Annotated in this window: 23 protein-coding genes and 2 pseudogenes; 12 read left to right on the forward strand and 13 right to left on the reverse strand. The window is 70.9% G+C overall.

What is annotated here, in order from left to right:
* Positions 1-51: 51 nt before the first annotated feature.
* From HKK74_RS01365 to HKK74_RS01385, 5 genes are read right to left on the reverse strand one after another with little or no spacing between them, the layout of a single operon-like run.
* The gene (locus HKK74_RS01365) at positions 52-903 is read right to left on the reverse strand and encodes a TIGR03619 family F420-dependent LLM class oxidoreductase (protein ID WP_187241062.1); all 852 of its coding nucleotides are present in this window, start codon (positions 901-903) and stop codon (positions 52-54) included.
* Positions 900-2,573 carry a hydantoinase B/oxoprolinase family protein gene (locus HKK74_RS01370; protein ID WP_187241063.1) on the reverse strand — a complete coding sequence of 558 codons (1,674 nt, stop codon included), beginning with the start codon at positions 2,571-2,573 and terminating at the stop codon, positions 900-902. Before HKK74_RS01370 ends, HKK74_RS01365 begins: the two co-directional genes overlap by 4 nt.
* Positions 2,570-4,711: a hydantoinase/oxoprolinase family protein gene (locus tag HKK74_RS01375; protein ID WP_187241064.1), complete on the reverse strand. Its 2,142-nt coding sequence runs from the start codon at positions 4,709-4,711 to the stop codon at positions 2,570-2,572. Before HKK74_RS01375 ends, HKK74_RS01370 begins: the two co-directional genes overlap by 4 nt.
* Before the next feature lie 8 nt (positions 4,712-4,719).
* Entirely contained in the window at positions 4,720-5,799 is a 1,080-nt protein-coding gene (locus HKK74_RS01380; RefSeq protein ID WP_187241065.1) for an acyl-CoA dehydrogenase family protein, read from the reverse strand.
* Entirely contained in the window at positions 5,796-6,911 is a 1,116-nt protein-coding gene (locus HKK74_RS01385; protein ID WP_187241066.1) for an acyl-CoA dehydrogenase family protein, read from the reverse strand. The genes HKK74_RS01380 and HKK74_RS01385 overlap by 4 nt, the downstream gene beginning before the upstream one ends.
* Positions 6,912-7,086: 175 nt before the next feature.
* On the opposite strand from HKK74_RS01385, the gene HKK74_RS01390 reads away from it, so the two are divergent.
* The 7 genes from HKK74_RS01390 to HKK74_RS01420 all read left to right on the forward strand — a co-directional run bounded on the left by HKK74_RS01390 (position 7,087) and on the right by HKK74_RS01420 (position 15,741).
* Positions 7,087-7,728: a hypothetical protein gene (locus tag HKK74_RS01390; RefSeq protein ID WP_187241067.1), complete on the forward strand. Its 642-nt coding sequence runs from the start codon at positions 7,087-7,089 to the stop codon at positions 7,726-7,728.
* A 130-nt stretch (positions 7,729-7,858) separates the two neighbouring features.
* Positions 7,859-8,332: a formate dehydrogenase subunit gamma gene (locus tag HKK74_RS01395; protein WP_222721734.1), complete on the forward strand. Its 474-nt coding sequence runs from the start codon at positions 7,859-7,861 to the stop codon at positions 8,330-8,332.
* On the forward strand, positions 8,329-9,933 hold the full coding sequence (locus HKK74_RS01400) for a formate dehydrogenase beta subunit (protein WP_187241069.1): 1,605 nt from the start codon (positions 8,329-8,331) through the stop codon (positions 9,931-9,933). The genes HKK74_RS01395 and HKK74_RS01400 overlap by 4 nt, the downstream gene beginning before the upstream one ends.
* Positions 9,934-9,959: 26 nt before the next feature.
* Positions 9,960-12,776 carry a formate dehydrogenase subunit alpha gene (gene fdhF, locus HKK74_RS01405; RefSeq protein WP_187241070.1) on the forward strand — a complete coding sequence of 939 codons (2,817 nt, stop codon included), beginning with the start codon at positions 9,960-9,962 and terminating at the stop codon, positions 12,774-12,776.
* Positions 12,777-12,783: 7 nt separating this feature from the next.
* A complete protein-coding gene (locus HKK74_RS01410) occupies positions 12,784-12,990 on the forward strand; it encodes a formate dehydrogenase subunit delta (RefSeq protein WP_187241071.1) in 207 nt (68 codons plus the stop codon).
* An 803-nt stretch (positions 12,991-13,793) separates the two neighbouring features.
* The gene (locus tag HKK74_RS01415) at positions 13,794-14,930 is read left to right on the forward strand and encodes an alcohol dehydrogenase catalytic domain-containing protein (protein WP_187241072.1); all 1,137 of its coding nucleotides are present in this window, start codon (positions 13,794-13,796) and stop codon (positions 14,928-14,930) included.
* A gap of 133 nt (positions 14,931-15,063) precedes the next feature.
* Positions 15,064-15,741, forward strand: a complete 678-nt coding sequence (locus HKK74_RS01420; RefSeq protein ID WP_187241073.1) for a magnetosome magnetite crystal formation protein family — start codon at positions 15,064-15,066, stop codon at positions 15,739-15,741.
* An 18-nt stretch (positions 15,742-15,759) separates the two neighbouring features.
* On the opposite strand, the gene HKK74_RS01425 is transcribed toward HKK74_RS01420, so the two are convergent.
* Positions 15,760-16,362: a Uma2 family endonuclease gene (locus tag HKK74_RS01425; RefSeq protein ID WP_187241074.1), complete on the reverse strand. Its 603-nt coding sequence runs from the start codon at positions 16,360-16,362 to the stop codon at positions 15,760-15,762.
* Positions 16,363-16,490: 128 nt separating this feature from the next.
* Positions 16,491-17,318: an LLM class F420-dependent oxidoreductase gene (locus HKK74_RS01430; RefSeq protein WP_187241075.1), complete on the reverse strand. Its 828-nt coding sequence runs from the start codon at positions 17,316-17,318 to the stop codon at positions 16,491-16,493.
* A gap of 108 nt (positions 17,319-17,426) precedes the next feature.
* Here HKK74_RS01430 and HKK74_RS01435 point away from each other — a divergent pair, with 108 nt between their 5' ends.
* Genes HKK74_RS01435 through HKK74_RS01445 form a run of 3 tightly spaced genes read left to right on the forward strand, consistent with a single transcriptional unit; the run spans position 17,427 to position 20,432 of the window.
* Entirely contained in the window at positions 17,427-18,230 is an 804-nt protein-coding gene (locus tag HKK74_RS01435) for an alpha/beta fold hydrolase (protein WP_187241076.1), read from the forward strand.
* Between the two features lie 15 nt (positions 18,231-18,245).
* Complete coding sequence (locus HKK74_RS01440; RefSeq protein ID WP_187241077.1) at positions 18,246-19,496, forward strand: LLM class flavin-dependent oxidoreductase; 1,251 nt, start codon at positions 18,246-18,248, stop codon at positions 19,494-19,496.
* Between the two features lie 57 nt (positions 19,497-19,553).
* The gene (locus HKK74_RS01445; protein ID WP_187241078.1) at positions 19,554-20,432 is read left to right on the forward strand and encodes a TIGR03619 family F420-dependent LLM class oxidoreductase; all 879 of its coding nucleotides are present in this window, start codon (positions 19,554-19,556) and stop codon (positions 20,430-20,432) included.
* A 77-nt stretch (positions 20,433-20,509) separates the two neighbouring features.
* On the opposite strand, the gene HKK74_RS01450 is transcribed toward HKK74_RS01445, so the two are convergent.
* From HKK74_RS01450 to HKK74_RS42165, 3 genes are all read right to left on the reverse strand, one after another.
* The gene (locus tag HKK74_RS01450) at positions 20,510-21,478 is read right to left on the reverse strand and encodes a zinc-binding dehydrogenase (RefSeq protein ID WP_187241079.1); all 969 of its coding nucleotides are present in this window, start codon (positions 21,476-21,478) and stop codon (positions 20,510-20,512) included.
* 284 nt (positions 21,479-21,762) lie between these two features.
* Positions 21,763-22,443, reverse strand: a complete 681-nt coding sequence (locus HKK74_RS01455; protein ID WP_187241080.1) for a cyclase family protein — start codon at positions 22,441-22,443, stop codon at positions 21,763-21,765.
* A gap of 91 nt (positions 22,444-22,534) precedes the next feature.
* Positions 22,535-22,732: a VapC50 family PIN domain-containing toxin gene (locus tag HKK74_RS42165; protein ID WP_486303389.1), complete on the reverse strand. Its 198-nt coding sequence runs from the start codon at positions 22,730-22,732 to the stop codon at positions 22,535-22,537.
* A 34-nt stretch (positions 22,733-22,766) separates the two neighbouring features.
* Here HKK74_RS42165 and HKK74_RS41235 point away from each other — a divergent pair.
* A pseudogene (locus tag HKK74_RS41235) lies at positions 22,767-22,859 on the forward strand (IS5/IS1182 family transposase); the annotation flags it as partial.
* Here HKK74_RS41235 and HKK74_RS01465 read toward each other — a convergent pair.
* A complete protein-coding gene (locus HKK74_RS01465; protein ID WP_187241081.1) occupies positions 22,860-23,237 on the reverse strand; it encodes a winged helix-turn-helix transcriptional regulator in 378 nt (125 codons plus the stop codon). It abuts the pseudogene before it with no gap.
* 121 nt (positions 23,238-23,358) lie between these two features.
* Between HKK74_RS01465 and HKK74_RS01470 the strand changes: the two genes are divergently transcribed.
* Positions 23,359-24,234: an NAD(P)-dependent oxidoreductase gene (locus HKK74_RS01470; protein WP_187241082.1), complete on the forward strand. Its 876-nt coding sequence runs from the start codon at positions 23,359-23,361 to the stop codon at positions 24,232-24,234.
* Between the two features lie 23 nt (positions 24,235-24,257).
* Here the strand turns inward: HKK74_RS01470 and HKK74_RS01475 are convergent.
* Together HKK74_RS01475 and HKK74_RS01480 are read right to left on the reverse strand one after the other, a co-directional pair.
* A pseudogene (locus HKK74_RS01475) lies at positions 24,258-24,683 on the reverse strand (transposase); the annotation flags it as partial.
* Between the two features lie 230 nt (positions 24,684-24,913).
* Positions 24,914-25,453, reverse strand: a complete 540-nt coding sequence (locus HKK74_RS01480) for a hypothetical protein (protein WP_187241083.1) — start codon at positions 25,451-25,453, stop codon at positions 24,914-24,916.
* Between the last annotated feature and the right edge of the window lie 232 nt (positions 25,454-25,685).

A 25,685-nucleotide genomic window follows, 5' to 3' on the forward strand; every position in this document is an offset into this window, starting at 1 on the left:
GCGGAACCGCCGGCCCGGTGCGGCGCTCGGCGCGGCGTTCTGCCGGGTCGGCTACGACGGCGGGTCGGTGAGCCCGTAGGCCGTGGCGAAGTCTCGCAGCCCAGGGAGCGCTTCGCGGGTACGCCGCCACGGGCGCACGATCAACCGGTCGACGCCGAGCGCCGCCCAGGCCTCGACCTCGTCCGGGCCGGTCAGCTCGTAGGCGTGCACGGTGACCTCGAACGGCCGGTCCGCCCGCCCGGCCTCCTCGCGGAACTGCCGGAGCCGTTCCAGCCGGCCCGCCGCCGCCCCGAGCGTCTGCGGCATGCTGAGCCAGCCGTCCCAGCGCGCCGCCCTGCGCAGGGCCGCGTCGGATTCCCCGCCGACGACGACGGGGAGCGGGTCCTGCACCGGCTTCGGCTCGAAGGCCACCTCGGGGAAGTCGTAGAACTCACCGTGGTGCTCGACGGCGTCCTCGGTCCACAGCCTGCGCGCGACCGCGATCGCCTCGTCCAGGCGCCGGCCACGCGTACGGAAGTCCAGCCCGGCCGCGATCCACTCCCCCTCGTACCAGCCCGCGCCGACCCCCGTGACCGCCCTGCCGCCGGAGATCTGGTCGAGGGTCGCGAACGCCCGGGCGGACACGAACGGGTGCCGCAGGCCGAAGAGGTGGACCGCGGTGCCCAGCCTGATCCGTGAGGTGACGGCGGCGAGCGCGCACAGGTAGGCGGGCGCGTCGAACAGCGGGGTGCGCGGCTCGATACCGGGCTCGCTCGTGCCCGGGTAGGCCGCCGTCGACAGGTCGGTCGCGAACACGAGGTGCTCGGGCATCCAGAGGGACTCGAACCCCAGCCGGTCGGCCTCGATCGCGAGATCCCGCCAAATCGCGGGATGGACCAGCCCGAGCGGGACCCCGAACCTCACGTCCTCTCCCTCGGAGTGACCCTGCCGTCGGCCAGGTCCTTGCGCAGGGCTTCCGGGACGCGCTCGGCCGGGTCTCCGTAGCCGCCGCCTCCGGAGGTCTCGACCACGAGGGCCTCCCCGGCTCGCAGGGGCTGCCTGGTGGCCTTGGCGTCGAGCGGCTCGCGGGCCCCGTCCGCGCGCTCCCGGTAGTAGCCGCCGGCCCGCCCCGCCGCACCTCCCGCCGCACCGGACGGAGGACGCCGGAGCCGGTCACCGCGCGTGTCGACCTGGGCGTCCTCGAGCATCCGCAGCACCGTACGGGTACCGAGGCCGCCCCGATGCCGCCCCGCTCCGCCGGAGTCGGGGATGAGGGACACCTCCTCGACTCTCAGGGGCAGCCGGGCCTCGATGGGCTCGACCTGCGGCACGATGTTGCGGCCGCCGCCGAACAGCGCGCCCGTGGCGTCCGGACCGTCCCGTTCGGCGCTCGCCCCCATGCCGCCGAGATCGAACGACATGTGCAACCAGGGGCGTGCCGTGCCGCTGATGCTGAAGCCCTGCAGGATGCCCGAGGCGGCCACGCCGCGTTCCGGCAGCGCACGGGTCAGCGCCGCGAAGATCGCCTCCTCGGCGGCGGCGACCGTGGCCCAGCGTCCTCCGCCGGGGTAGGGCCAAGTGCAGTTGACCAGGCTGCCCCGTGGCATCCGTACCTCGACGGGCACGAAACACCCCTCGTTCATGGGCAGCGACGGGTCGACGAAACAGCGCAGCGCGTACATCACCCCGCCGAGCGTCTGGGAGAACCCGGAGTTGACCGGTGACGCGGCCTGTTCGTCGGTGCCGTCGAAGTCCACGACCACGTGCGCGCCGCTCGGAGCGGCACCGGGCGGGCCCGCCTCGATGGTGACCGCGACGCGGATCCGGCGGCCGTCGTCGAGACCGTACTCCCCCATGTAGGTACCCTCCGGCAGCGCCGCGAGCTCGGCCCGGATCCGCCGCTCGGTGTGGGTGAGATAGCCGTCGACGCCGCGCGCCAGACCCTCGGCGGTGTGCGCGTCGATGATCTCCTCGAGCCGGCGGGCCGCCACATTGGCCCCGGCGATCAGGGCCCGCAGGTCGCCGACGAGCTTTTCGGGGGTCCGGCTGTTCGCGGCGAGCACCCGGACCAGGTCGTCGACGAGCCCGTCCGCGGTCGCGATCCGCACCGGCGGCAGTTGCACGCCCTCGAGGAGTACGTCGGCCGCGTCGGAGGCCATCCCGCCCGCCGAAAGGCCGGACAGGTCGGCCACGTGGATGAGCGTCCCGGTGAAGTAGGCAGGCGCCCCGTTCACGAACACCGGGCGGAAGATCAGAAGGTCGTTGGCGTGGATGCCGCCCTGGTAGACGTCGTTGAGCAGGAACACCTCACCCGGTGCCATGGCGGTGAGCGGGAACGCCTCCAGGACGTACGGCAGTGCGCTGCGCAGGCTCGCGCACTGGATGAGGGCGGTCGACGCCGAGTGCGCGACGAGCCTGCCCGCGGCGTCGAGGATCGCCGCCGCGGCGTCCGCGCCCTCAACGATGAAGGTCGAGTACGCCGACCGGACGACGACGATGCTCGCCTCCTCGGCCGCCACGCATAGCGCATTGCGCAGGATCTCCGCGGTGAGATCCGCGGTGGGTTCGGCGGTGGGATCGGCAGGGGTGCTCACGGCGCTCGCCCTCCTCTCTGGTCGCTGGGGCGTGCTTCCAGCAGCACCGCGCCGTGCGCGTCGATCGTGCCGCGCCAGCCCGGTGGCACGAGCAGCGATGCCTGCGGCTCGGTGACGATGCACGGACCGGTGAGCTCCGTGCCCTCGGCGCAGTCCTCGCGGGCCCGCACCGGCACGTCGACGAACTCGCCGCCGAACCACGCCCGCCGCTTCTCCCCGCGAACAACTGCATGATCACGGCGGGAGGGGCGGTGCGCCGGAGGGGCGGCGGTCGCCGCTGCCGGCAGCACCAGCCGGACGCGTGCGGTGGTGAGCTCGGCCGGGTCGCGCAGGTCGATGCCGTAGGACTCGCGGTAGCGCCGGTAGAACTCCTCGGTCACCTGCCCGATCGCCTCGCGAGTGACGGGTCCGGCGGGCAGCTCGATGGTGAACGCGTGGGACTGGCCGACGAACCGTACGCCGACCGACCGGACGACGACGGCCTCGACCTCGGTATCCGCCATGCCGACCGGAAGGCCCAGGTCCCCTGCGGCGGTGTGCTCCAGTTCCGTGAACACCCGTGTCAGCTCGGCGAGCGCGTCACGACCGGCCGAGCCGGACGTCAGCGTGCCGGCCGGGGCGGCGAAAGTCCGCGCCCGCTCCATGGCCAGGTCGGCGTGCAACAGCCCAGCGGCCGAGCCGACGCCCGCGTGCGGCGGCACCAGGACCCGCCCGATCCCGAACCGCTCGGCCAGCCGGGCGACGTGCGTCGGCGCCGCCCCGCCCAGTGCCACCAGCGTGAAGGTGCGCGGGTCGATCCCCCTCCGCACCGTCACCACGTGGATCGCCGCGCCCATCTGGGCGTTCGCGACGTCGTGCACGGCCGCCGCCGCCTCGACCACGCCGGCGCCGAGCGGCCTGGCGACGTGTTCGGCGATCGCGTCCTCGGCGAGCCCGGCGTCGAGCCGGAACTCACCGAAGCCGCCGGTGTCGAGATAGCCCAGCACGAGGTCGGCGTCGGTGACCGTCGGTCGCGTTCCTCCCCTCGCGTAGCACGCCGGGCCCGGCGAGGCGCCGGCCGAACGCGGCCCGACCCGCAGCGTCCCCGCGTCGACCCACGCGATCGAGCCGCCGCCCGCACCCACCTCGGCCAGGTCGATGGCGGGCACCTTGATCGGCACTCCGGTGCCCGGGCGGCGTCCGCCGAAGCTGCCCTTGCCGCCCACCTGGAACTCGTGGGTCACTCCCGGCCGGCCGTCCCGGACCAGCCCGGCCTTGGCCGTGGTGCCGCCCATGTCGAAGGAGATCAGATCGGACAGGCCCCGCCGCGCGCCTTGGCGGGCCGCGGCGATGACGCCGGCGGCGGGGCCCGACTCGATCGTGAAGACCGCGCGGTCGGCGGCGAGCGAGGCGGGCAGCACGCCACCGGCCGACTCCATGACGTGCACGGGCGCGTTGACGCCGAGGCCGCACAGTTCGGCGCCGAGCCGCCGCAGGTAAGCGGCCATGACCGGGCCGACGTAGGCCGACATCAGAGTGGTGGTGGCCCGCTCATACTCCCCCAGTTCCGGCCAGACCTCTGAGGAGGCGACGACCGGCGTGCCCTCGGGCAGCCGCGCGGCGATCAGCTCCGCGAGCCGCCGCTCGTGCGCGGGGTTCGCGTACGAGTGCAGCAGGCAGATCGCGACGGCGGCCGCCCCGCTGCCTGCGATCTCGCGGGCCGTCCGCCCGGCGGCGTCCTCGTCGAGCGGCAGCAGCACCGCGCCGGAGGCCGCGATCCGCTCCGGCACCTCGAAGGTGCGGGTGAGCGGCACCGGGGGCTCGACCGGGGTGAACGCGAGGTCGAACCGCTCTTCCTCGACTCGAGCCCGCCGCCCGAGCGCGAGCATCGACCGGAACCCGCGCGTGGTGACGAAGGCCACGGGCACGCCGCGCCGCTCCAGGATCACGTTGGTCGCGAGGGTGGTGGCGTGCACGAACCGGTCCACCTCACCCGGCTCGACGCCGGCCGCGGCGAGCACCCGGGCGATCCCGCGCAGGAGGCCGGTGGTCGGGTCGCGGGGCGTGGTCAGGGTCTTGGCGACGTGCGTCCGGCCGTCGGCACCGGTGAGCACGACGTCGGTGAAGGTCCCTCCGACGTCGGTGGCCAAAGTGATCATCGTGCTCCTCAGGGCAGCCGCTCGACCGGGGAGTCGCCGAGGAGCGCATCCCGCAGCCGCGCGCGGTGCAGGCTCTCGTCGCCCCACGCCGCGCGCAGCGCCCAAACCCTGGTGAGCCACAGGTGCAGGTCCAGTTCGCCCGTGTATCCGGCCGCTCCGTGCACCTGCAGTGCCCCGCGGGCGGCGCCGCCGGCCGCCTCGCCCGCGGCGATCTTGGCCGCGGCGACGTCCCGGCGTGCGGTCGGCGTGCGGTGGGTCAGGGCGTACGCGGCGCGGTAGACCACCGGGGCGGCGAACTCCAGCGCGATCGCGACGTCGGCGAGCCGGTGCTTGACGGCCTGGAAGGATCCGACGGCCGCCCCGAACTGCCGGCGCCGCCGCGCGTGGGCGACGGAGGCGTCGAGCAGCCACCGCCCGAGACCGATCAGCTGGGCGGCCGTGGCGAGCGCGGCACGGTCGAAGGCCTGGTCGAAGGCGTGCTCGACCGGGCGGTCGAAGCCCTCGTGAAAGCCGCCGGCGATGCCCGTGTCCGAAGCGAGCGCACCGCCGGCGGCCTCGGTTCCGTGCGTCTTTCGGCCGGGCGGGCCGGGCCGGTACGGGCCCGCCGAGAACAGCCGCCGGGTCGCGTCGATCGAGACGTTCGGGATCAACGTGATCTCGCCGGGTTCCGCGAGCACGATCGCCGCCCCGGACCGTACGACCAGCAGGTCAGCGAGGTCGGCGTCGAGGAGATGGGGCATCGCGACCGACACGGTCGCCACGCCTGCGGCCAGCTTCACCAGCCAGTCGGGACCCACGAGCGACGGCGCGGCGACGGCCGACTCCACGAGAGGGCCCGGCACCGCGTGGCGCCCCGTCTCCACATAGGCGAGCACCGTGTCGGCGATGGTGAGCCCGAGACCCCCGTGCTCCTCGGGGACGAGCGCGCCGAGCAGGCCGACTTCGGCGAGTGCCTGCCACGCGGCCGCCCGCCGGGCGGCGGGGTCGCGGCCGGCCTCTCGTACGGCGGCCGGCGGGCAGGTCGCGGCGAGCGCCTCGCCGACGGCGCCGGCGAGGAGCCGCTGGTCCTCGGTGACGGCGAATCTCATCGCGGCAGTCCGAGCACGCGTTCGGCGATGATGTTGCGCTGGATCTCGTTGGTCCCCGCGTAGATGGGCCCGGCCAGCGCGAACAGGAAACCGTCCAGCCATTGGGCCGTGACCCGCGGGCCGAGCAGTTCGAGGGCCACCTCGTGCATGCGCAGGTCCAGCTCGGACCAGAACACCTTCGTCAGGCTGGCCTCCGGTCCCGGTTCGGCGCCGCCGGCCGCTCGCGCGGCGGCGTGGAAGGCGTAGAGGCGGTAGGCGTCGGCATCCGCCCAGGCCCGCACCGCGGCGTCGCGCAGCGTCTGATCGTCGCTCTCCCGCGCGAGCGCGAGCAGCCGGTCCGAGGTCGCCATGAAGCGGCCGGGGCTGCGCAACGTGATGCCGCGTTCGGAACCGGCCGTCGCCATGGCGACCCGCCAGCCCGCGCCGGGCTCACCGAGCACCTGGCCGGCGGGTGCGTACACGTCGTCGAAGAAGATGTCGGCGAATCCGTGCTCGCCGTCGAGCTGGGCGATCGGCCGTACTGTCACGCCGTCCGCGGTCAGGGGGACCAGGAAGTAGGTGAGGCCGCGGTGCCGCCGCGCCCCCGGGTCGGAGCGGAACAGGCCGAAGCACCAGTCCGCGTGGGCGGCCCGCGAGCTCCAGGTCTTCTGGCCGGTCAGCCGCCAGCCGTCGCCGTCCGGCGTGGCCGTGGCGCGCAGGGCGGCGAGGTCGCTGCCGGCCTCGGGCTCCGACCAGGCCTGCGCCCAGATGTCGTCGGCCCGGGCCATCCGCGGCAGCAGCCGCCGCTTCTGTTCCTCGGTGCCGTGGGCCATCAGCGTGGGGCCGAGCAGGAACACCCCGTTCTGGCTCACCCGCCCGGGCGCCCCGTGGGACCAGTACTCCTCCTCGAAGATGAGCCAGTCGATGAGGTCGGCGTCCCGCCCACCGTGCTCACGGGGCCATGACACGGCCGACAGGCGTGCGCCGGCAAGCGTGCGCTCCCACTCCCGGTGCCGTTCGAAGCCGGTCTCGGTGTCCATCGAGGGCAGCGGCTCGGGCGGCACGTGGGCGGCGAGCCAGTCGCGCACCTCGGCCCGGAAGGCCCGCTGACGCTCGGTGAAGACGAGATCCACACATCCTCCGCGAACCAACCTAGCGACCGCTTGGTATTTTAGTCCGCATATCGCCCCGCGGCAAGGTGGCGTCGCCCGCGACACGCGGGCCGAGCGGGGCGCCCACGGACGGAACGGCGCTTCGGTTCAGGGTGACCACCTGCCCATTTCGGCAGATGGGCCGTAGCATTGGGCCGTGGCGTCCGGGTCGTACGTGTGGTCTCCCCACGCCGACGCCTACGCCGCGTTGCTCCACGACCAGGCGTCGGGGCGCAGGGCCATGGTCCGCCGGCCGGCGGCCGAGCGGCTGCCCATGGACGACCTCGTCCGGCTGGAGGACCTCGCCTTCCACTGGGCCTCCCTGCCGACCCAGGCGCCGGCACGGTCGGAACTGTTCGGGGCCCTCGACACCGATCCGCTGCGCGTGCTGAACGGGATGAACTGGCTGCTCGCCTACTGGGCCGTGCTCTGGGACCTGCGCGCCGGCGATCCCGCCCCCGACCTCATCCGCCGGCTCGACTACACCGGAGCCTGGCGCACCCCCGGCGCCGGCGACGGAGCGCCCGAACGCGAGCACGTCTGGCAGGCCATCACCCAGCGGATCAGGGCCGGGGTGCTCGCCCAGCTGACCGGCGACCCGGACCTGCGAAACACGTACGACGCCGAGGTGACCCGGCTCGCCCCCGACGTCTTCCTGCACATCACGCTGGCCACCATGGACGGGCTCGGCCAGGACCTGACCCGCAAGGGTCTCGAGCTCAGGGGCATGGCCGCCGCGCTCGCCGAGCACACCGTCCCGGGCGACGGGCCACTGCCGCCGTTCGGTCCGCCGCGATGACTTGACGAGAAGCCCCGAACGCCCTCTTCTGCAGGTAAAGAGCACTATTGCGTGAAAAATTCCATACCGTATACAATCTGACTCAGCCGGACATCCGGGACACCGGCGGCGGACGGAGACGATAGTGACAGTGGGCCATAGTCTTTCGATCGAGGACCGGGTGCGCGCCATCGTGACGGCTCACGACGGCGAGCGGGGCAGGCTGCTGCCGATCCTGCACGGGATCCAGGCCGAGTTCGGCTACGTCGACGAGGCAGTCGTCCCCGTGCTGGCCCAGGAGCTCAACATCTCCCGCGCCGACGTGCACGGTGTGATCACCTTCTACCACGACTTCCGCAAGGCCCCGGCCGGCCGCACCGAGGTGCGCGTCTGCCGCGGCGAGGCCTGCCAGGCGGTCGGGGCCGAGAACCTCATGGCGCACGCGCAGCGGCGCCTCGGGGTGTCCACCGGCGAGACGACACCGGGCGGCGACGTGACGCTGGAGCAGGTGTTCTGCCTCGGCAACTGCGCGCTCGGACCGTCGGTGCAGGTGAACGGCAGGCTGTACGGCCGGGTCGGCACTGAGCGGCTGGACACCCTGATGGCCGAGGCGGATGCCCGATGAGCACGCCGGTGACCGTCTATGTGCCGAGGGACTCCGCCGCCCGGTCCGTGGGCGCCGACGAGGTCGCAGCGGCCGTCCGCAGCGCCGCCGACCGGCCGATCCGCGTGGTCCGCAACGGATCGCGCGGAATGCTCTGGCTGGAACCGCTGGTCGAGGTCGCGACCGGCGAGGGCCGGATCGGGTACGGCCCGGTACGGCCCGAGGACGTCGACGGGCTGCTCGCCGCGGGCATGCTCGACGGCGGCGACCATGAGCTGCGCCTCGGCCTCGTCGACGAGCTCCCGTGGATGCGCGGCCAGGACCGGCTCACCTTCGCCCGGGTCGGGGTGACCGACCCGCTGTCGGTCGACGACTACGTCGCGCACGGCGGCCTGGCCGGGTTGCGCCGCGCGCTTGAGCGCACACCCGCCGAGGTGGTCGAGGAGGTCACCGCCTCAGGGCTGCGCGGCCGTGGCGGCGCAGGGTTCCCGGCCGGCATCAAGTGGAAGACGGTGCTCGAGGCGGCCGGCCCGCTCAAGTTCGTCTGCTGCAACGCCGACGAGGGCGACAGCGGCACCTTCGCCGACCGCATGCTGATGGAGGGCGACCCGTTCTGCCTGATCGAGGGCATGCTGATCGCCGCGTACGCCGCCGGGGCGACCGAGGGATACATCTACATCCGCTCCGAGTACCCGGACGCCATCGACACGATGCGCGCCGCCATCGACATCGCCCACGCGCAGAACTGGCTGGGCGAGGGCATCCTCGGCTCGGCGACGAACTTCGAGCTGTTCGTCCGGGTCGGCGCGGGCGCGTACATCTGCGGCGAAGAGACCTCCATGCTCGAGAGCCTGGAGGGCAAGCGGGGCATGGTCCGGGCCAAGCCGCCCATTCCCGCGCTGTCCGGGCTGTTCGGCAAGCCGACGGTGGTCAACAACGTGCTGACCCTCGCCTCGGTGCCGATGGTCATGGCCGACGGCGCCGACGCCTACCAGGCGCGCGGCGTCGAGCGCTCGCGCGGCACCCAGGTGTTCCAGCTGGCCGGCAACATTGCGCGGGGCGGGATCGTCGAGACCGCCTTCGGCATCAGCCTGGGCGAGCTCATCAACGAGTTCGGCGGCGGTACCGGCTCGGGCCGCCCCGTGCGCGCCGTCCAGGTCGGCGGGCCGCTCGGCGCCTACATCCCGGCCTCCGACCTCGACCTGCCGATGGACTATGAGGCGTTCGCCGCGGCGGGCGCGATGGTGGGACACGGAGGTATCGTCGTTTTCGACGACACCGTCGACATGGCCAAGCAGGCCAGGTTCGCCATGGAGTTCTGCGCAGAGGAATCCTGCGGCAAGTGCACGCCCTGCCGCGTCGGCTCGGTGCGCGGCGTCGAGGTGGTCGACCGCATCATCGCCGGTGAGGACCGCGACACCAATCTGGACCTGCTCGAGGACCTATGCGAGCTCATGACCGACGGCTCGCTGTGCGCGATGGGCGGGCTCACCCCGCTACCGGTACGCAGTGCGATGCGGCACTTTTCCGAGGACTTCCTTGCCCGCGACGCGGGTGACCGTACGGGCACGGCCGGGCGGCCGGTGCCCGAAGACGCCGCGTCCGGGCCACCGGCGCCCTAGCTGCGGGACGACGAAGAAGGGCAGTCATGGCACTCATCAAGGAACCCGACCTCGGCACCCCCGGCCGACCGGGCGAACCCACCGTTACAGTGCAGGTCGACGGCATGTCCGTCGCCGTGCCCGAGGGCACCTCCGTCATGCGGGCCGCCGCGCTGACCGGCATCGACATCCCCAAGCTCTGCGCCACCGACACCCTCGAGGCCTTCGGCTCGTGCCGGCTGTGCCTGGTGGAGATCGACGGCCGCAAGGGCACCCCGGCGTCGTGCACCACGCCCGTCACCGAGGGAATGCGGGTCAGCACGCAGACCCCCAAGCTGGAGAAGCTTCGCCAGGGCGTGATGGAGCTGTACATCTCCGACCACCCGCTCGACTGCCTGACCTGCTCGGCGAACGGCGACTGTGAGCTGCAGGACATGTCGGGCACCGTCGGGCTGCGCGAGGTGCGCTACGGCTACGAGGGTGAGAATCACCTGGACGCGCCGAAGGACACGAGCAACCCCTACTTCGACTTCGACGCGTCGAAGTGCATCGTGTGCTCCCGCTGCGTACGGGCCTGCGACGAGGTCCAGGGCACGTTCGCGCTGACCATCGAGGGCCGGGGCTTCGAGTCCAAGGTCTCCCCCGGTGCCGGTGGGTCGTTCATGGAGTCCGACTGTGTCTCCTGCGGCGCGTGCGTCCAGGCCTGCCCGACCGCCACGCTCCAGGAGCGCTCGGTGGTCGATCTCGGCATGCCGAGCCGCAGCGTGATCACCACGTGCGCCTACTGTGGCGTCGGTTGCTCGTTCAAGGCCGAGCTGCGCGGTGACCAGGTCGTCCGGATGGTCCCGTACAAGGACGGCGGAGCCAACGAGGGCCACTCCTGCGTCAAGGGCCGGTTCGCTTTCGGTTACGCGACGCACCCCGACCGGGTGCTGAGGCCGAAGGTCCGCGAGCGGATCACCGACCCGTGGCGCGAGGTGGAGTGGGACGAGGCCATCGGATTCGTCGGCACGCGGCTGCGCGACATCCAGGCGCGGCACGGCACCGGCTCCATCGGCGCCATCACCTCCTCGCGGTGCACCAACGAAGAGGTGTACGTCGTCCAGAAGATGGTCCGCGCCGTCTTCGGCAACAACAACGTCGACACCTGCGCCCGCGTGTGCCACTCACCGACGGGCTACGGGCTGAAGCAGACCTTCGGTACCTCGGCCGGCACCCAGGACTTCAAGTCCGTCGCCAAGGCCGATGTCATCGTGCTCATCGGGGCCAACCCGACCGACGGCCACCCGGTGTTCGCCTCCCGGATGAAGCGGCGGCTGCGCGAGGGCGCGCAGCTCATCGTCATCGACCCGCGGCGGATCGACCTGGTGCGCTCGCCGCACATCGAGGCCGCCCACCACCTGCAGCTCGCACCGGGCACCAACGTCGCCATCGTCAACGCGCTGGCGCACGTGGTGGTGACCGAGGGACTCGCCGACCTGGATTTCGCCGCCGAGCGCTGCGAGGGCTTCGACGAGTGGGCCGAGTTCATCGCCCGCCCGGAGAACAGTCCAGAGGCCGTCGAGCCGATCAGCGGGGTGCCCGCCGCCGAGCTGCGCGCCGCGGCCCGGCTGTACGCGTCCGCGCCCAACGGGGCCATCTACTACGGCCTGGGCGTCACCGAGCACAGCCAGGGCTCGACCATGGTCATGGGCATGGCCAACCTGGCCATGGCGACCGGCAACATCGGCCGGGAGGGCGTGGGCGTCAACCCACTGCGCGGCCAGAACAACGTGCAGGGCTCCTGCGACATGGGGTCGTTCCCGCACGAGCTGCCCGGCTACCGGCACGTGTCCGACGACGCGGTGCGCACCGTGTTCGAGAACCTGTGGGGCAGCCCCATCCTCGACGAGCCGGGCCTGCGGATCCCGAACATGTTCGACGCCGCGATCGACGGCTCCTTCCGCGCCCTGTACGTGCAGGGCGAGGACATCGCCCAGTCGGACCCGAACACCAAGCACGTCACCGCGGCGCTCGAGGCCATGGAGCTGGTCGTGGTGCAGGACCTGTTCGAGAACGAGACCGCCAAGTACGCGCACGTCCTGCTGCCCGGCACCTCGTTCCTGGAGAAGGACGGCACGTTCACCAACGCCGAGCGCCGCATCAACCGGGTGCGGCCGGTGATGGCGCCGAAGACCGGCAAGCACGAGTGGCAGATCGTGTGCGAGGTCGCCCAGGCCATGGGTTACGACATGCACTATGACCATTCGCGCGAGATCATGGACGAGATCGCCGCCACGACGCCCACGTTCGCGGGCGTGTCGTTCGACAAGCTGGACAAGCTCGGCAGCGTGCAGTGGCCCTGCAACGAGTCCGCGCCCGAAGGCACGCCGATCATGCACGTCGGCCAGTTCGTCCGTGGCAGGGGCCACTTCGTGCAGACCGCCTTCGTGCCGACCGAGGAGCGCAGCACCCGGCGGTTCCCGCTCATCCTCACGACCGGGCGGATCCTGTCGCAGTACAACGTCGGCGCGCAGACCAGGCGCACCGCCAACGTCGTCTGGCATCCCGAGGACCTGCTCGAGATCCACCCGCACGACGCGGAGGTGCGCGGGATCAGCGACGGCGACACGGTGAGCCTGGCCAGCCGGGTGGGCGAGACCACGCTGCGGGCGCGCATCGTCGACCGCATGCCGGTGGGGGTGGTCTACACGACCTTCCATCACCCGGTGACCGGCGCCAACGTGGTGACCACCGAGAACTCCGACTGGGCCACCAACTGTCCCGAGTACAAGGTGACGGCCGTCCAGGTCGGGCTCAAGCAGTCGGCCTCGGGACGCTCGGCCGAGGCGACGGCTCGCGACCTGCAGACCCTGAGCGACTGAGGTGTCGATGACCACGAACCCCCAGGTCCGGCTGGTGACCGAGATCGCGGCGCAGTTCCGCCACCGTCCGCAGGACGAGGCGGCCGCCGAGATCGCCGCGCACATCCGCAGTTTCTGGGACCCGCGGATGCGCTCGCAGCTTCTCGCGCACGTGGAAGCCGGGTCGGTCACCGACCCACTGGTGCTCGCGGTGGTGAGGCTCCTGCCGCGCTAGCGCGCGATCGGTGTGGACGCCCAGGCGGCCGGCGGCGGGCGAGCCCCGCAGCCGGCCGCCTCGCTTCCGCAGTGCCCGTCCCGCCCATCACCCGTGATCATGCAGTTGAGCACGCCCCCGGGAACTCCTCCCCGCGTCGACGCGTCGCACGGCAGCCACACCAACGCCCCTGGCCGAGCAGGACGCGGGCACGAGCAACTGCATGATCACGCGGCCCGCGGGCGCGCACAAGTGCATGATCACGCGGAGCCCGGGCCGGAACGCACCCCCGATCGGGTCCCTCCTCACGCGTGATCATGCAGTTGAGCACCCCCGATCGCCCCCCCTCGTAACCGTGATCATGCAGTTGAGCACGCACTCGGGCGCCGCGCGCCGCATCGGAGCCCACACGAGAACCACGCATGACCAGCCGGTGGACGAGCACCGACAACACACGACCAATGCCCGCGCAAATGCATGATCACAGCGGGGAGAAGGGCGCCCCTGGGTCGGAACGCACCCGCACGGCCCCCCTCCTCACCCGTGATCATGCAGTTAAGCGCGCCGCCGGGAGCTGCTCACTGCATTGGGGTGTTGCGTCGCAGGCGCACACGGATACCACGCGGCAGTCAGGCACGAGTAACTACATGATCATGCAGCGAGTGGGCGCGCGCATAAATGCATGATCACGGCGAAGGAGGCTTGGCATGGCGAAGTGATCTCGACCAAGCAATTGCTTGGTGCTAGCGTGACGGAACGCCGATGGCGAGGCCGGCGCGGCACATCCCTGGACGCACACGCGAGTGAGAGACGGAGCTCGGCCCATGACCACAATGCGGGCGGCGGTGCTACGGGAGTTCGGCGCACCCATGGAGATCACCGAGGTGGAGATCGAGGATCCCCGCGGCGGGGAGGTGCTGGTCAAGATCGCCGCATCCGGCGTCTGCGGTTCCGACCTCAAGGCACTCGACGGCAAGAGCCCCGTCGTGCGCGAACCGCCCTTCATCCTGGGCCACGAGAGCGCGGGCGTCGTCGCGGCGACCGGCCCCGGCGTCACCTCCGTCAAGGCCGGCGACCATGTGATCATCGCGATGAACGGGCCCTGCGGCGGCTGCCGCAACTGCGCGCGCGGACGCGTGCACCTGTGCAGCGGCCGGGCACGGCTCAGCGCCATCATGGGCCTGATGGGCGACGGGACGACCCGGCTGAGCCTGCGGGGCACCCCCGTCCGACCCATGATCGGGATCGGCTCGTTCGCGGAGTACGCCGTCGTGGGTCAGGCCAGCTGCGTCAAGGTCGGCCGGCACGCGCCGCTCGACCTGCTCGCGCTGACCGCCTGCGGCGTCGTCACCGGCGTCGGCGCCGTGCTCAACACCGCCCGGGTGGAGCCCGGCTCCAGCGTGCTGGTGGTCGGCTGCGGCGGCGTCGGCCTCAACGTGATCCAGGGGGCGGTGCTGGCCGGCGCGACGACCATCATCGCCGCCGACGTGGTCGAGGCCAAGCTCGAACCGGCACGGGCGTTCGGGGCCACCCACACGATCCTCGCGGGCGACCTGGCCGCGCAGGTGGGCGAGATCGTACGAGGCGGGACCGACTACGCCTTCGACGTCACCGGCAACGGCGACGTGCTCACCCGGGCCTTCAACTCGACGCAACCTGGCGGCACCACGGTCATGGTCGGCAGCCCGCCCTCCGCGCAGACGATCGCGGTGTCACCGCAGACCCTCTTCGGCTCCCGGCGGCTGATGGGCACGCAGGGAGGCGACGCCGTACCGGCACGCGACCTGCCACTACTCGTCGACCTCTACGGCAGGGGGCGCTTGAACCTGGAGGGCCTGGTCAGCGAACGCGTACCGCTGGAGGACATCAACGAGGCGGTCGAGCACGTTCGCTCCGGCGCCGTCGCCCGGTCGGTCATCGTCTTCGACGCGGACGCCGAGCGGCCACCGGCCCGGCCCTAGCGAGGCGGCGCGGGGGCACTGGGCCTTGGCGGGCTGCCCAGGTGCGGTGGTGACGGTAGATTCCTGATCGTCGCCCCCCCGGGCCGAGCCGTCCACCACATCCGCCCCCGCACCTCACCAGAGGAAGCCCCCCATGTCACAGCCGATCGACGACGAACGCTCGCCTTCCGCCCAGCCGGAGGGAGGAGGGCCCGCCGCCGAGGAGCGGCCCCCGCCGCACGGATCGCTCTACGGGCAACCTGAGGGCACCCCGCCGCCCGGCTACGGGCAGCCGCCTCATGCCGGGGCGTACGCGCAGCCACCCCATGCCGGGGCGTACGCGCAGCCGCCCCATGCACCGTCGTACGGGCAACCGGGACCCGGCGGGCAGGGACCCGGCGGCCCGCAAGGACCGTACGACGGGCAGTGGGGCTACGGACCGCCTGGAAACCCCGGGGGACCCCGCACCCAGGTGGTCGGCGACGACACCACGTGGGCGCTGTTCTCCTACATAGGAATGATCATCGTCGGGTTCATCGCGCCCCTGGTCATCTATTTCGTGAAGCGGAACCAGTCGGCGTTCATCCGGCACCATGCCGCCCAGGCGCTCAATTACACGATCACCGTGATCCTGCACATGCTCATCGCGGTGGCGATCGTGCTTCCCATAGCCATCCTGGCGAACGACCCGGTGTGGCTCCTGCTCCTCATACCGGTGTTCCTGGCCCACACGATCGCGCAGTACGTCTTCATCATCCTCGGAACCATCAGATCGGCCCGGGGCGAGATGTACACCTTCCCGGCCTGGACCTGCTGGCGGATGATCCGTTAGGCCTCCCCGGCGCCGCGGCTACTGCTCCGGGCGCCTGCCGGGCATCGTCGCCGTGTCCAGGACGATCCCGAACGGCTCCGGCAGATCGAGCTTGTCGCCGATGGGCACGGCGACCGAGCGCAGGTAGCCGCGCGCGCTCGGCCCGGCGAACAGCGTGATCATCGACTCCCGTGGGTCGACGATGAGGTAGAGCGGAATCTCGCTCTGCGCATATCCCGCCCGCTTCACCTCGTAGTCGTCGCGCCGACTGGACGGAGAGACCACCTCGACGGCGAGAAGGACGTTCTTGGCGTCAAGGAGCCACTCACGGTGGGTCGACTCATCCGCCGGGCATATGAACAGATCAGGTTGGAAGCGCTCTGACGTCGCGTGCAGATCGACCGTGCCGTGCGGCAACCGGTCCCAGCCATGCTGGTCGCAGACCTCACGGAGAGCGTCACCCAGCCACATCACGATCAGCGTGTGCAGTTTGATCGGCGAAGGGCTCACGACGATGCGCCCTTCGAGCAGCTCGACCCGATGACCTGGCAGGTCCAGCGATTCGTAGAGTTCCTCGATCGTCGGACCGCCGGTGTCGTCAGCCACGGTGTGCTCCACCTCCAGGACCGTCGCGAGGGCCATGGCTCCATCATCCCCTGTTCTCTCCCGTCGTGCGGATCCTCTGCGTCGATTACGGAGAGTACTGTATATGTCACACAGAGGAACGGGAATCCGGCATTCGGCCGACGATCACGACGGCCCGCGCTCGGCTAAGTTAGATAACTCTCGGCGTAGGCGTCGAGGACGGGCAGGACCTCGTCCCGGTCACCGGCCGGGACCCGCAGCACGACCTGTTCGATGCCGAGCGAGGCATAGTGGTCGAGCTTGCGCGCCGTCGGCACGGTACCGAACGGGATCACCGGGACCGGAGCGCGGCCCGCGGCCTCGCATGCCTCCCGCAGCCGGGGCAGCGCCTGCCGCACTCCGGCGCCCCCGATGGGCAGCCATCCGTCTCCGTACTCGGCGATGTGCGCGAACAGCGTCGGCCCGGCGGCGCCGCCGATCAGGACCGGCACCCGTCCGATCGGCTTGGGCCAGGACCAGCTCGGCTCGAAGCGGGCGAACTCCCCCTCGAAGGACGCCTCGTCGCGGGTCCACAGCTCGCGCATCGCGAGGACGTGCTCTCGTACGACCGCGCGCCGCCGCCGCCACGGCACGCCATGGTCGGCGGCCTCCTCGACGTTCCAGCCGTAACCGATGCCCAGCGCGAACCGGCCACCGGACATCCGGTCGAGCGTCGCGATGGCCTTGGCGGTGACGATCGGCTCCCGCTGCGCGAGCAGGCAGATCCCGGTGCCGAGGGTGATGCGCCCGGTCACGACGGCCGCGCCGGCGAGCGCGACGAGGGGGTCGAGCGTGCGCGCGTACGCCTCGGGGAGCGTCTCCTCCCCCGTCGGCGGCGGCGTGAGGCGGGCGGTGGGGATGTGCGTGTGCTCGGGCAGGTACAGCGAGCCGAAGCCGCGGGCCTCCGCCTCGCGCGCGAGCAGATGCGGCGGCATCGCCCGGTCGGTCGCGAACATGGTGATCCCCAGCCGCATGGGCCGGCTCCCGTCCTCGGTCGGCGATCGAGGTGATCGACCAAGCGATTGCTCGGTAGAGCCATTCTGCTGTAGCGTGCGCTTGTTCGGTATGGAGAGAGGGGCCGTATGCCGTTCGCCGACCTGGGAGACGTCCGGCTCTTCTACACCGACGACAATGCCGAGGCGGCGGGCCCGCCCGTACTTCTCGTGCACGGCTTCGGCGCCGACTCGGGCGACTGGGACCCGCACATCGCCGACCTCGCGACGGACCAGCGGGTGATCGCCCCCGATCTGCGCGGCCACGGCCACTCCTCGGCGCCCGCCTCCGGATACCGCCCGCGCGACTTCGCCGGCGACCTGGTCCGGCTGCTGGACCGGCTCGGCATCGAGCGTGTCAGCGCCTTCGGCCACTCCATGGGAGCGGTGGTGGTCAGCGCGCTGGCGGTCGAGCACCCGCACCGGGTGTCCGCGCTGGTGTGCGTGGATCCGGGGTACGGCCAGCCGCCCGAGATCGCGGCGGCCTTCCCGGCCATGATCGAGGGATTGCGGACGGACGCGCACGCGACGGCGCTCGCCAACGATGCGTGGTGCTACACGCCGGCGACGCCGCCGTACGTCCGTACCTCGCACGCCCGCAAGATCCTGGCGACGCCCCCGCACGCGCTCGCCGAGTCGTTCGCGGGCATGTTCTCGGGCGCCGACCAGTTCTGCCTGCGTCCCGCCGCGGACCACTACCTGGCCCGGCGTGAGTGCCCCGTGCTGTCCTGCTGGTCCGCCGCCCGGTCCGCGTCCGCGACCTGGGAGGCGGGTCTATTCAAGCATCCCGCGTCCACCACCCTGAGCTGGCCCGGGGCCGGCCACCGGCTGCACGAAGAACGACCGGCGGAGTTCCTGCTCGTCGCCAAGGACTGGCTCACGTCGCTCGGCTAGAAGGAGAAGCTGGCAGTGAAATTCTCGATCTTCCTCAACCCGCAGATCCCCGGGTCCGGTTTCAGCGCCGAGGAGAACGCCAAGGCGAGGCGGCCGATCGGCCGGGACGTGGAGTCCTATCAGAGGCTTCTGCACGAGGTACGTGAGATCGCCGTGCACGCCGACCAGATCGGCTTCGACGCCCTCATGATGACCGAGCACCACTTCCACTCGGAGGGCTTCGAGTTCTCGGTGAACCCGCTGATGTTCCTCACCGATCTGGCGGCGCGAACCGAGCGGATCCTGTTCGCGCCGCTCGGCCTGGTGCTTCCCGCGTGGGACCCGATCCGGGCGGCCGAGGACGTGGCGCTGCTCGACCAGTTCTGCAAGGGACGGCTCCGGCTCGGGGTGGCGCGCGGCTACCAGAGCCGCTGGGCCAACGTGCTCGGCCAGCGCTGGCAGGCGGCCGCCGCGCGATCGGACGGCTCGCAGACCGACACCCGCAACTTCGACGTGTTCGGCGAGATCCTCCACATCATGAAGCTGGCGTGGACCCAGGACACGCTGAAGTACAAGAGCGACGTCGTGGACTACGAGGTCCCCTTCCCGCACGAGGGCATCGAAGGCTGGCCGGCGGCTGAGTGGACCAGGACGTTCGGCGCGCCGGGCGAGATCGACGAAGAGGGCGTGATCCGCGCCGTGTCGGTGTGCCCCAAGCCGTACCAGGACCCCCACCCCGAGCTGTGGCAGCCCTTCACCATCTCGGACCGGTCGGTGATCCGCGCCGCGCAGGAGGACATCCTGCCGTGGATGTTCACCCCGAACCCCGACGAGCACGCCGCCAAGGCGAAGCTGTACCAGGAGGAGGCGGCCAAGCACGGGCGCGACTACAAGCTCGGCGAGCACACCGGGATCCTCAAGATCATCGGGATGGCCGACACCCGTGAGGAGGCCATCGCGACGTACGGCCAGGGTATGCAGAAGGACTTCGCCGCCTTCTTCGGCCCGTTCGGCTACCTGGAGGTCCTGCGCCAGAAGGAGGACGACAAGCACCAGCCGATCAGCCCGGAGAAGGGCGACTTCAAGCGCATGAACGACGTCGAGATGGCGCTGCTCGGCGGCCCGGACGACGTCAAGCGCGGCATCCAGCGGATGCTCGACCGGATGCCCGACCTGGAATGGTTCGGCCTGTTCATGCAGGGCCAGCAGGGTGTACTGCCGCTCGACACGGTGAAGCGCAACCTGGAGCTGTTCGCCACCAAGGTCATCCCCGAGTTCCACGACTGAGCGGCCAGAGGGCTGCGACCCTGCGGACAACGGCGAGATCACGACTTGGAGGGCGGCGTGGAGTTCTGGCTCGGAGCGGCTTTCGTCGACACGCACGAGTTCGTTCCGCTGGCCGAGGGGGCGGAGCGGTTCGGCTACGACGTGATCGCGGTGTCGGACCACATCTTCTATACCGACTACCAGGCGTCGTATCCCTATTCGGAGACCGGCGCACCGCCGTACGAGCCGGGGACCCACTGGCCGGACGTGTGGGTCACGATCGGCGCCATGGCCGCCGTCACCCATCGCGTGCGGTTCGCCACCAACGTCTATGTCGCCCCGGCGCGGGACCTGTTCACCGTGGCGAAGGCCGTGTCGACAGCGGCCGTTCTTTCGCACGACCGTACGATCTTCGGGGTCGGCGTCGGCTGGTGCGAGGACGAGTTCCGGCAGACCGGCCAGGACTTCCGCACCAGGGGCAGGCGGCTCGACGAGATGATCCCGGCCCTGCAAGAGCTGTGGAAGGGCGGAACGGTCGAGCACCACGGCGCCGCCTACGACTTCGGCCCGCTCAGCATCGCGCCGGTGCCGACCGAGCCGGTGCCGATCTACATCGGCGGGGACAGCGACGCGGCGTTGCGGCGCGCCGCCCGGATCGGCGACGGCTGGATCGGCAACCGCATCTACCGCGAGGACGCGCTCGCCGCGCTCCTCGACCGGCTGTCGGGGTTCCTCGCCGAGCAGGGCCGCACTCTGGACGATCTGAAGGTGATCGCGCCGATCAGGGCGATGCCGAGCGCCGACCTGTACCGCAGATGGGCCGAGCGAGGCGTTAACGGCACCATGGCCGCCCCGTGGTGGCTCGCCACCGACGAGGAGCGGCGGCGCTACGACGGCCTTGACCTGAAGCTCGCCACCATGGAGCGCTTCGCCGCCGAGGTCATGGCCGAGATGTGACGCCCCGCTAGGCCGAGTGGTCCAGTAGGAACGGACCGGAGAGCCGGCGGAATAGGCCGCCGGACCGTGCGGCGAGGTCAAACCAGCAGCAGCGTCTTCCCGAGAGCGCTGCGCGCCGCGATCGCGGCGTGGGCGTCGGCAGCCTGCTCCAACGGGAAGGTCTGGCCGATGACCGGGCGAATCCGCCCCTCAGCCGCGAGCCACAGCGCCCTCTCGACCCGCTCCTTCGCCTCTGCCGGGGCGGAGTTGTTCAGGTCCATGAGGCCGGTCGCCCGCACACCTCGCTGTTCGGCCGTGTGCGGATCGACCTGGGCGAAACCGCTGGACGTCCCGTAGCTCACGAACCTGCCGCCGTGGGCCACCGCTTCAAACGCCTCGGTGCCGAGCGGACCGCCGGCGCCGTCGAGGACGACGTTCGCCCCGTTGCCGCCGGTCGCCGCGTGCACCTTGTCGATCCAACCTGCTTCGGTGTAGTCGAACGCCTTCTCGGCGCCCACCTCCCGGGCCAGCTCCAGCTTGCGGGCGCCGCGGGCTGCGGCGACGACGCGGGCCCCGGCCGCGCGCGCGAGCTGCACGACCAACGCCCCCGTGCCGCCTGCGGCCGCGGTGATCAGCACCCAGTCGCCTTCCTTGATCCCGGCGACGTCGGTGATGTTCACCGCCGTGGGACCGTCGTGCAGGAGCGCCGCCGCCTCTTGGAGGCCCAAGCCATCGGGCACCGGCGTCAGCTCCTCTACGGCGACCGCGATCTGCTCCGCATAGCCGCCGTCCGATGTTGCGACGGCGACGCGGCGTCCGGTCCAGTCGTGGTCGACGCCCTCCCCCACCGCGATCACGTGTCCGGTGCCACCGTGGCCAGGCACGTACGGAGGACGGAGTGGAAAATAGTCCTTGCCCGCGCCGCTGCGCAGCAGCGTGTCGAGGAAGATGATGTCGGCAACGGATATGCCCACTACGACCTGCCCCGGACCCGCGACGGGGTCGGGCCCCTTGTCCACTTCCAGCACCTCAGGGCCGCCGAATCGGTTCACCAGTACCTGCCGCATGACCATCACACCTCTCGCGCCGACCATCTCGATGTCTTCGCCGAGCAGTCTGGAACCTCAATCAAGCTTCAGGTCAAATCGGAGCTCCCGGCCCTCCACCCGGGTCCATGCCACCAGCCCGGGTTTCTGGCGTATCTGAGTCATGCCCCACGCTCAACTTCTATGGCCCAACAGGCGGGGACCACCACCTCGGCTACGCCGCCCCTGGTGCGGCGATCCTTGACGGCGCCCCGCCTCGCCCCTGGCGGTCCCCGTAGTGCCGTCAGACCGTCCGCGCCGGCGCTCTACAGCGGCCGTGCGCCGACACGGGCGACGGCGCGTACGGGCGCTCCGTCGGCGGCGGCCAGCGGAAGCGGGAACAGGGTGACCTCGATCGCCATGCCCGACGCCTGCGCCCGCAGCAGCCGGTCGAGACCGGTGAGGTTCTCGGCAATGACGGCCCCGGCTCCGCACAGCGCCCGGTGGGCGGCGAGCGAGAAATCCTCCCCCTCCCCTGGGGTGCGATCGACGCTGAGCGCGTCGATGCCGACCGTACGGACTCCGGCCGCGACGACGGCCTCGGCGGTGGCCGGCTCCAGCCAGGGGTGCGCCAGGTAGTCATCGCTCCCCCAGTGCGCGGACCAGCCCGTGGCGAACAGCAGGACCACGCCGGGGCGCAGCCGATCCGCCACCCCTTCGAGGAGACGGGCACCGATGGGCGCGCGCGGCGCGAGCCCGCGCACGTCGGCCACCACCACCGGGCCCGTGAACCGCCCGAGCGGCAGATCCTCCAGCCTCGGCAGGGCGTCGTCCACGTGGTACGGCGCGTCGACATGGGTACCCGACTGCGAGCCCATGTGCACCCGGAGCACATTGACCCCCGCCTCGGCAACCGTCAGCGCGGGCGCCACCGACACCTCGGGGTCACCTGGATAGACCGGCATTCCCGACGCGATGGGCACCGACAGATCGACCAGCTCGTCCACACCGCCACGGTAGGCCCCTCGGCGGGGCTGCCGTCCATTGCCGTGACACACGACTCACGATCCAAGTGCGGGTCTGAGGGCGAGGGAGGACTTACCGCTCAGGCCGTGTCCGCAACGCGGCAACCGACTCCACCAGGCCGGCACGCTCGAGCGCGCTCAGCACATCGTCGATCGTCTCTGGTGGGTTTCGTCCAGCCTCGGCAGGGCGTCGTCCACGTGGTAAGAGCTCGCGCGGATAGGCGCGATGGAGAACCCCAGGAGCAGAACAGGCACCGAGCCTGGTGATCACGGAGTTGCGACGCTCTGTGATCGCCGGGAGACCTGTGCCTGCACTGCCATCATGGCTGACCGACCCCCTGTGGGACCGATTCGTGGTGCTGCCACAGCGCCCGATCTACGATCCGGCCCATCCGCTTCTATCGCCGAACCGTCGCGGCAACGTTAACGGAGACCTTTTCGGCCCCGATCCGCCGCATGCGTTCGGTGCCCCATCTTCCCAGGGGGGCCAGGGCAGCGTTGAGCGAGACGCCGTGCTCCGTCAGGGAGTACTCCACCTTCGGCGGCACCTCGCGGTACACCTCCCGATGCACGAGCCCGTCTTCTTCCATCTCCCGCAGATGTTGAATCAGCATCTTTTCGCTGACGCCCGGCAGACCGCGTCGGAGCTCGGCGAACCGGCGGGTCCCGTAGTTGTGCAACTCCCAAAGGATCAGGGACTTCCACTTCCCGGCGACTACGTCCATCGCGGTGTCAATGCCGCAGAAGTAGGGGCCACGTCGTGCTGAAGTTGCCATCCGCCCCTCCAAGGCCTACTTACCTTCAGGTGGGTATCTGACTAATTAGTCGGTACTGGTCAACCCTACCGGCAGCGGAGAGGATCTCCCCGAACGACGAACACGAGGGGAGCCCCGAAACATGACAACCAACGACAGCGTCCAGGTGAGCGTTCTCGGACTGGGCGCGATGGGTAACGTTCTCGCAGCCGCCTTGGTGGAGGCCGGACACGCGACAACGGTCTGGAACCGCTCAGCGGGAAAGGCGGACAACCTGGTTGCGCAGGGGGCGCAGGCGGCCGCCACGGCAGGCGACGCGGTCCGGGCCAGCCGGTTGGTGATTGCATGCCTGCTGGACCACGCGTCGGTCCACGAGGTGCTCGATCCGCTCGCCGACGAGTTGGTCGGACGAACGTTGATCAACGTGACCACGACGTCACCGGAGCAGTCGCGCGAGATGGCCGCCTGGGCGGCCGATGCCGGGGTCGCGTACCTGGACGGCGGCATCATGGCCGTCCCGGCAATGATCGGCCAGCCCGGGGCATCGATCCTCTACAGCGGATCGGCCGCCGTTTTCGACCAGTACAAGCCGCTGCTCGACCTGTGGGGAACCAGTACCTACTTCGGCAAGGATGCCGGGCTGGCGTCTCTGTACGACCTCGCCCTGCTCGCGGGCATGTACGTCATGTTCGCCGGATTCATGCACGGCGCCGCCATGGTCGCGCCGGCCGGCATCACGGCGGGCGAGTTCGCCGCCATGGCCGCACCGTGGCAGACCGCCATGACCGGTGCGTTCCAAGGGTTCGCTGCGGTCATCGACGGAGGGGACTACACCGTCGAGGGGCAGCAGAGCCTTGAGTTCTCCAACCTCAGTGACCTCCTGGCCGCCAGTTCCGACCAGGGCATCAGCACCGAGGTGGTCGCCATGGTCCAGCGGCTCATCCAGCGCCAGATCGATGCGGGCCACGGAGAGGAAGGCTTCGCCCGAATCTTCGAGAGCATCAAGCAACCGGGCTAAATGCTCGCGCGACGGGCCCAGGGTCATGGTCGCCTGGTGGGGCGCTCGTCCCAGCGGTGGGTGGTCCAGGCGCGGCGGATGAGGCTACAGACGGTGATGATTGCGTCGGCCAGGTCGAAGAACGCCTCGACGACGCGTGTACACCGTTCGTAGCAGCGCGCCAGCCGGGTGAAGGCGTTGTGCCATGCGTTCGTCCGCTCGATGTGCCAGCGCTGCGTGGCCTGAACGGGGGCTTTGACGCCCTTGCGGGCGATCTCGCCGATCAGGTCGCGGCCTTCCAGCAGGTCGCGGGTCTTGCCGGAGTCATAGCCCGCGTCCAGGTGAACAGTGATGTTGTCGGGCAGCGGGCCGAGGTCGTCCAGCAGGTCCAGGGTGGGCGCCAGGAGAGGTGAGTCGTTGCGGTTGGCCGGGGCCAGCACTCGGCCCAGCGGGATGCCGTAGCCCTCGACCAGCAAAGACCCATGTGCACCCTGAGCACATTGACCTCCGACTCGGCGATCGTCAGCGCGGGAGTCACCGACACCTCGGGGTCACCGGGATAGACCGGCATTCCGGACGCGATGGACACCGACAGATCGACCAGTTCGTCCACAACGCAACGGTAGGCCCCCGACGCCGCCTTGTTGAGTTGCGGCGTGTCGCGGGTGCGCGCCTCGTGAAACCAACGACACGCCGCAACTCAAGCGGCCGTCGAAGCCACGGTCAGGATGCGGCGCCATCCTTCGGCCGACATCTGATGACTCGCTCTCAGCACCATGTCGACGGCGCGGCATACTCGAGCGGTCTCGATCTCCTCCGGAGGGATGTCGGCCAGTCCATTGGCGACGAGCCACGCAGACACTTCGGCCCAGCTCCACAGGGCTGCTCGGTCACGAGGCACCCTGGGAGCGGGGAAGTCTCCCGGCCCTCTGCGGCCCCGGACCCAGTGATCAACGGCCGCGAGCGTCCGGCCGATGCGCTCAGCGATCTCGCCCAGCGACACCGTGTCGTCGCTCACTCCGGTCACGTTCAGCCCGCATGCCTGTCCCTGCTTGACGGCCGACACGATCGCGTCGATGGCCGAGGGTGCCTCACGATCGAACGCGGCGAATCCTTCGCCGCCGAGCTCGACGTCGAAGGAGACCGTGGCGTCAGCCCATCCGGCTTCATAGAGAGCGTCTGCGAGGGCATCGCCTCCGGCGGGGCCGGTGAAATGCACCTCGAAGCTGTAGGTGGGCATCTGGTGGTCACTCTCCCTCGCTGGTCCGCAGAACACGGTGGGGGCAATGTTCGATCGCGCGCCGTAACTGCCTGGCATGATGCTCCGGTACCCGCGGCGTCGACCAGATCGACGTCGGCGGTCTGCATCCTGCCCGGCCCCCGGGACAGAAGGCACACCCCCAGGAATGGCCCTCGCGCTTCTCGATTCGCCAGCCGGCTTGGATCATTTCTTCGATCGCGGCCCTGATCTC

The organism is Actinomadura alba (assembly GCF_014323705.1).
GTDB classification, from domain to species: Bacteria; Actinomycetota; Actinomycetes; order Streptosporangiales; family Streptosporangiaceae; genus Actinomadura_C; species Actinomadura_C alba.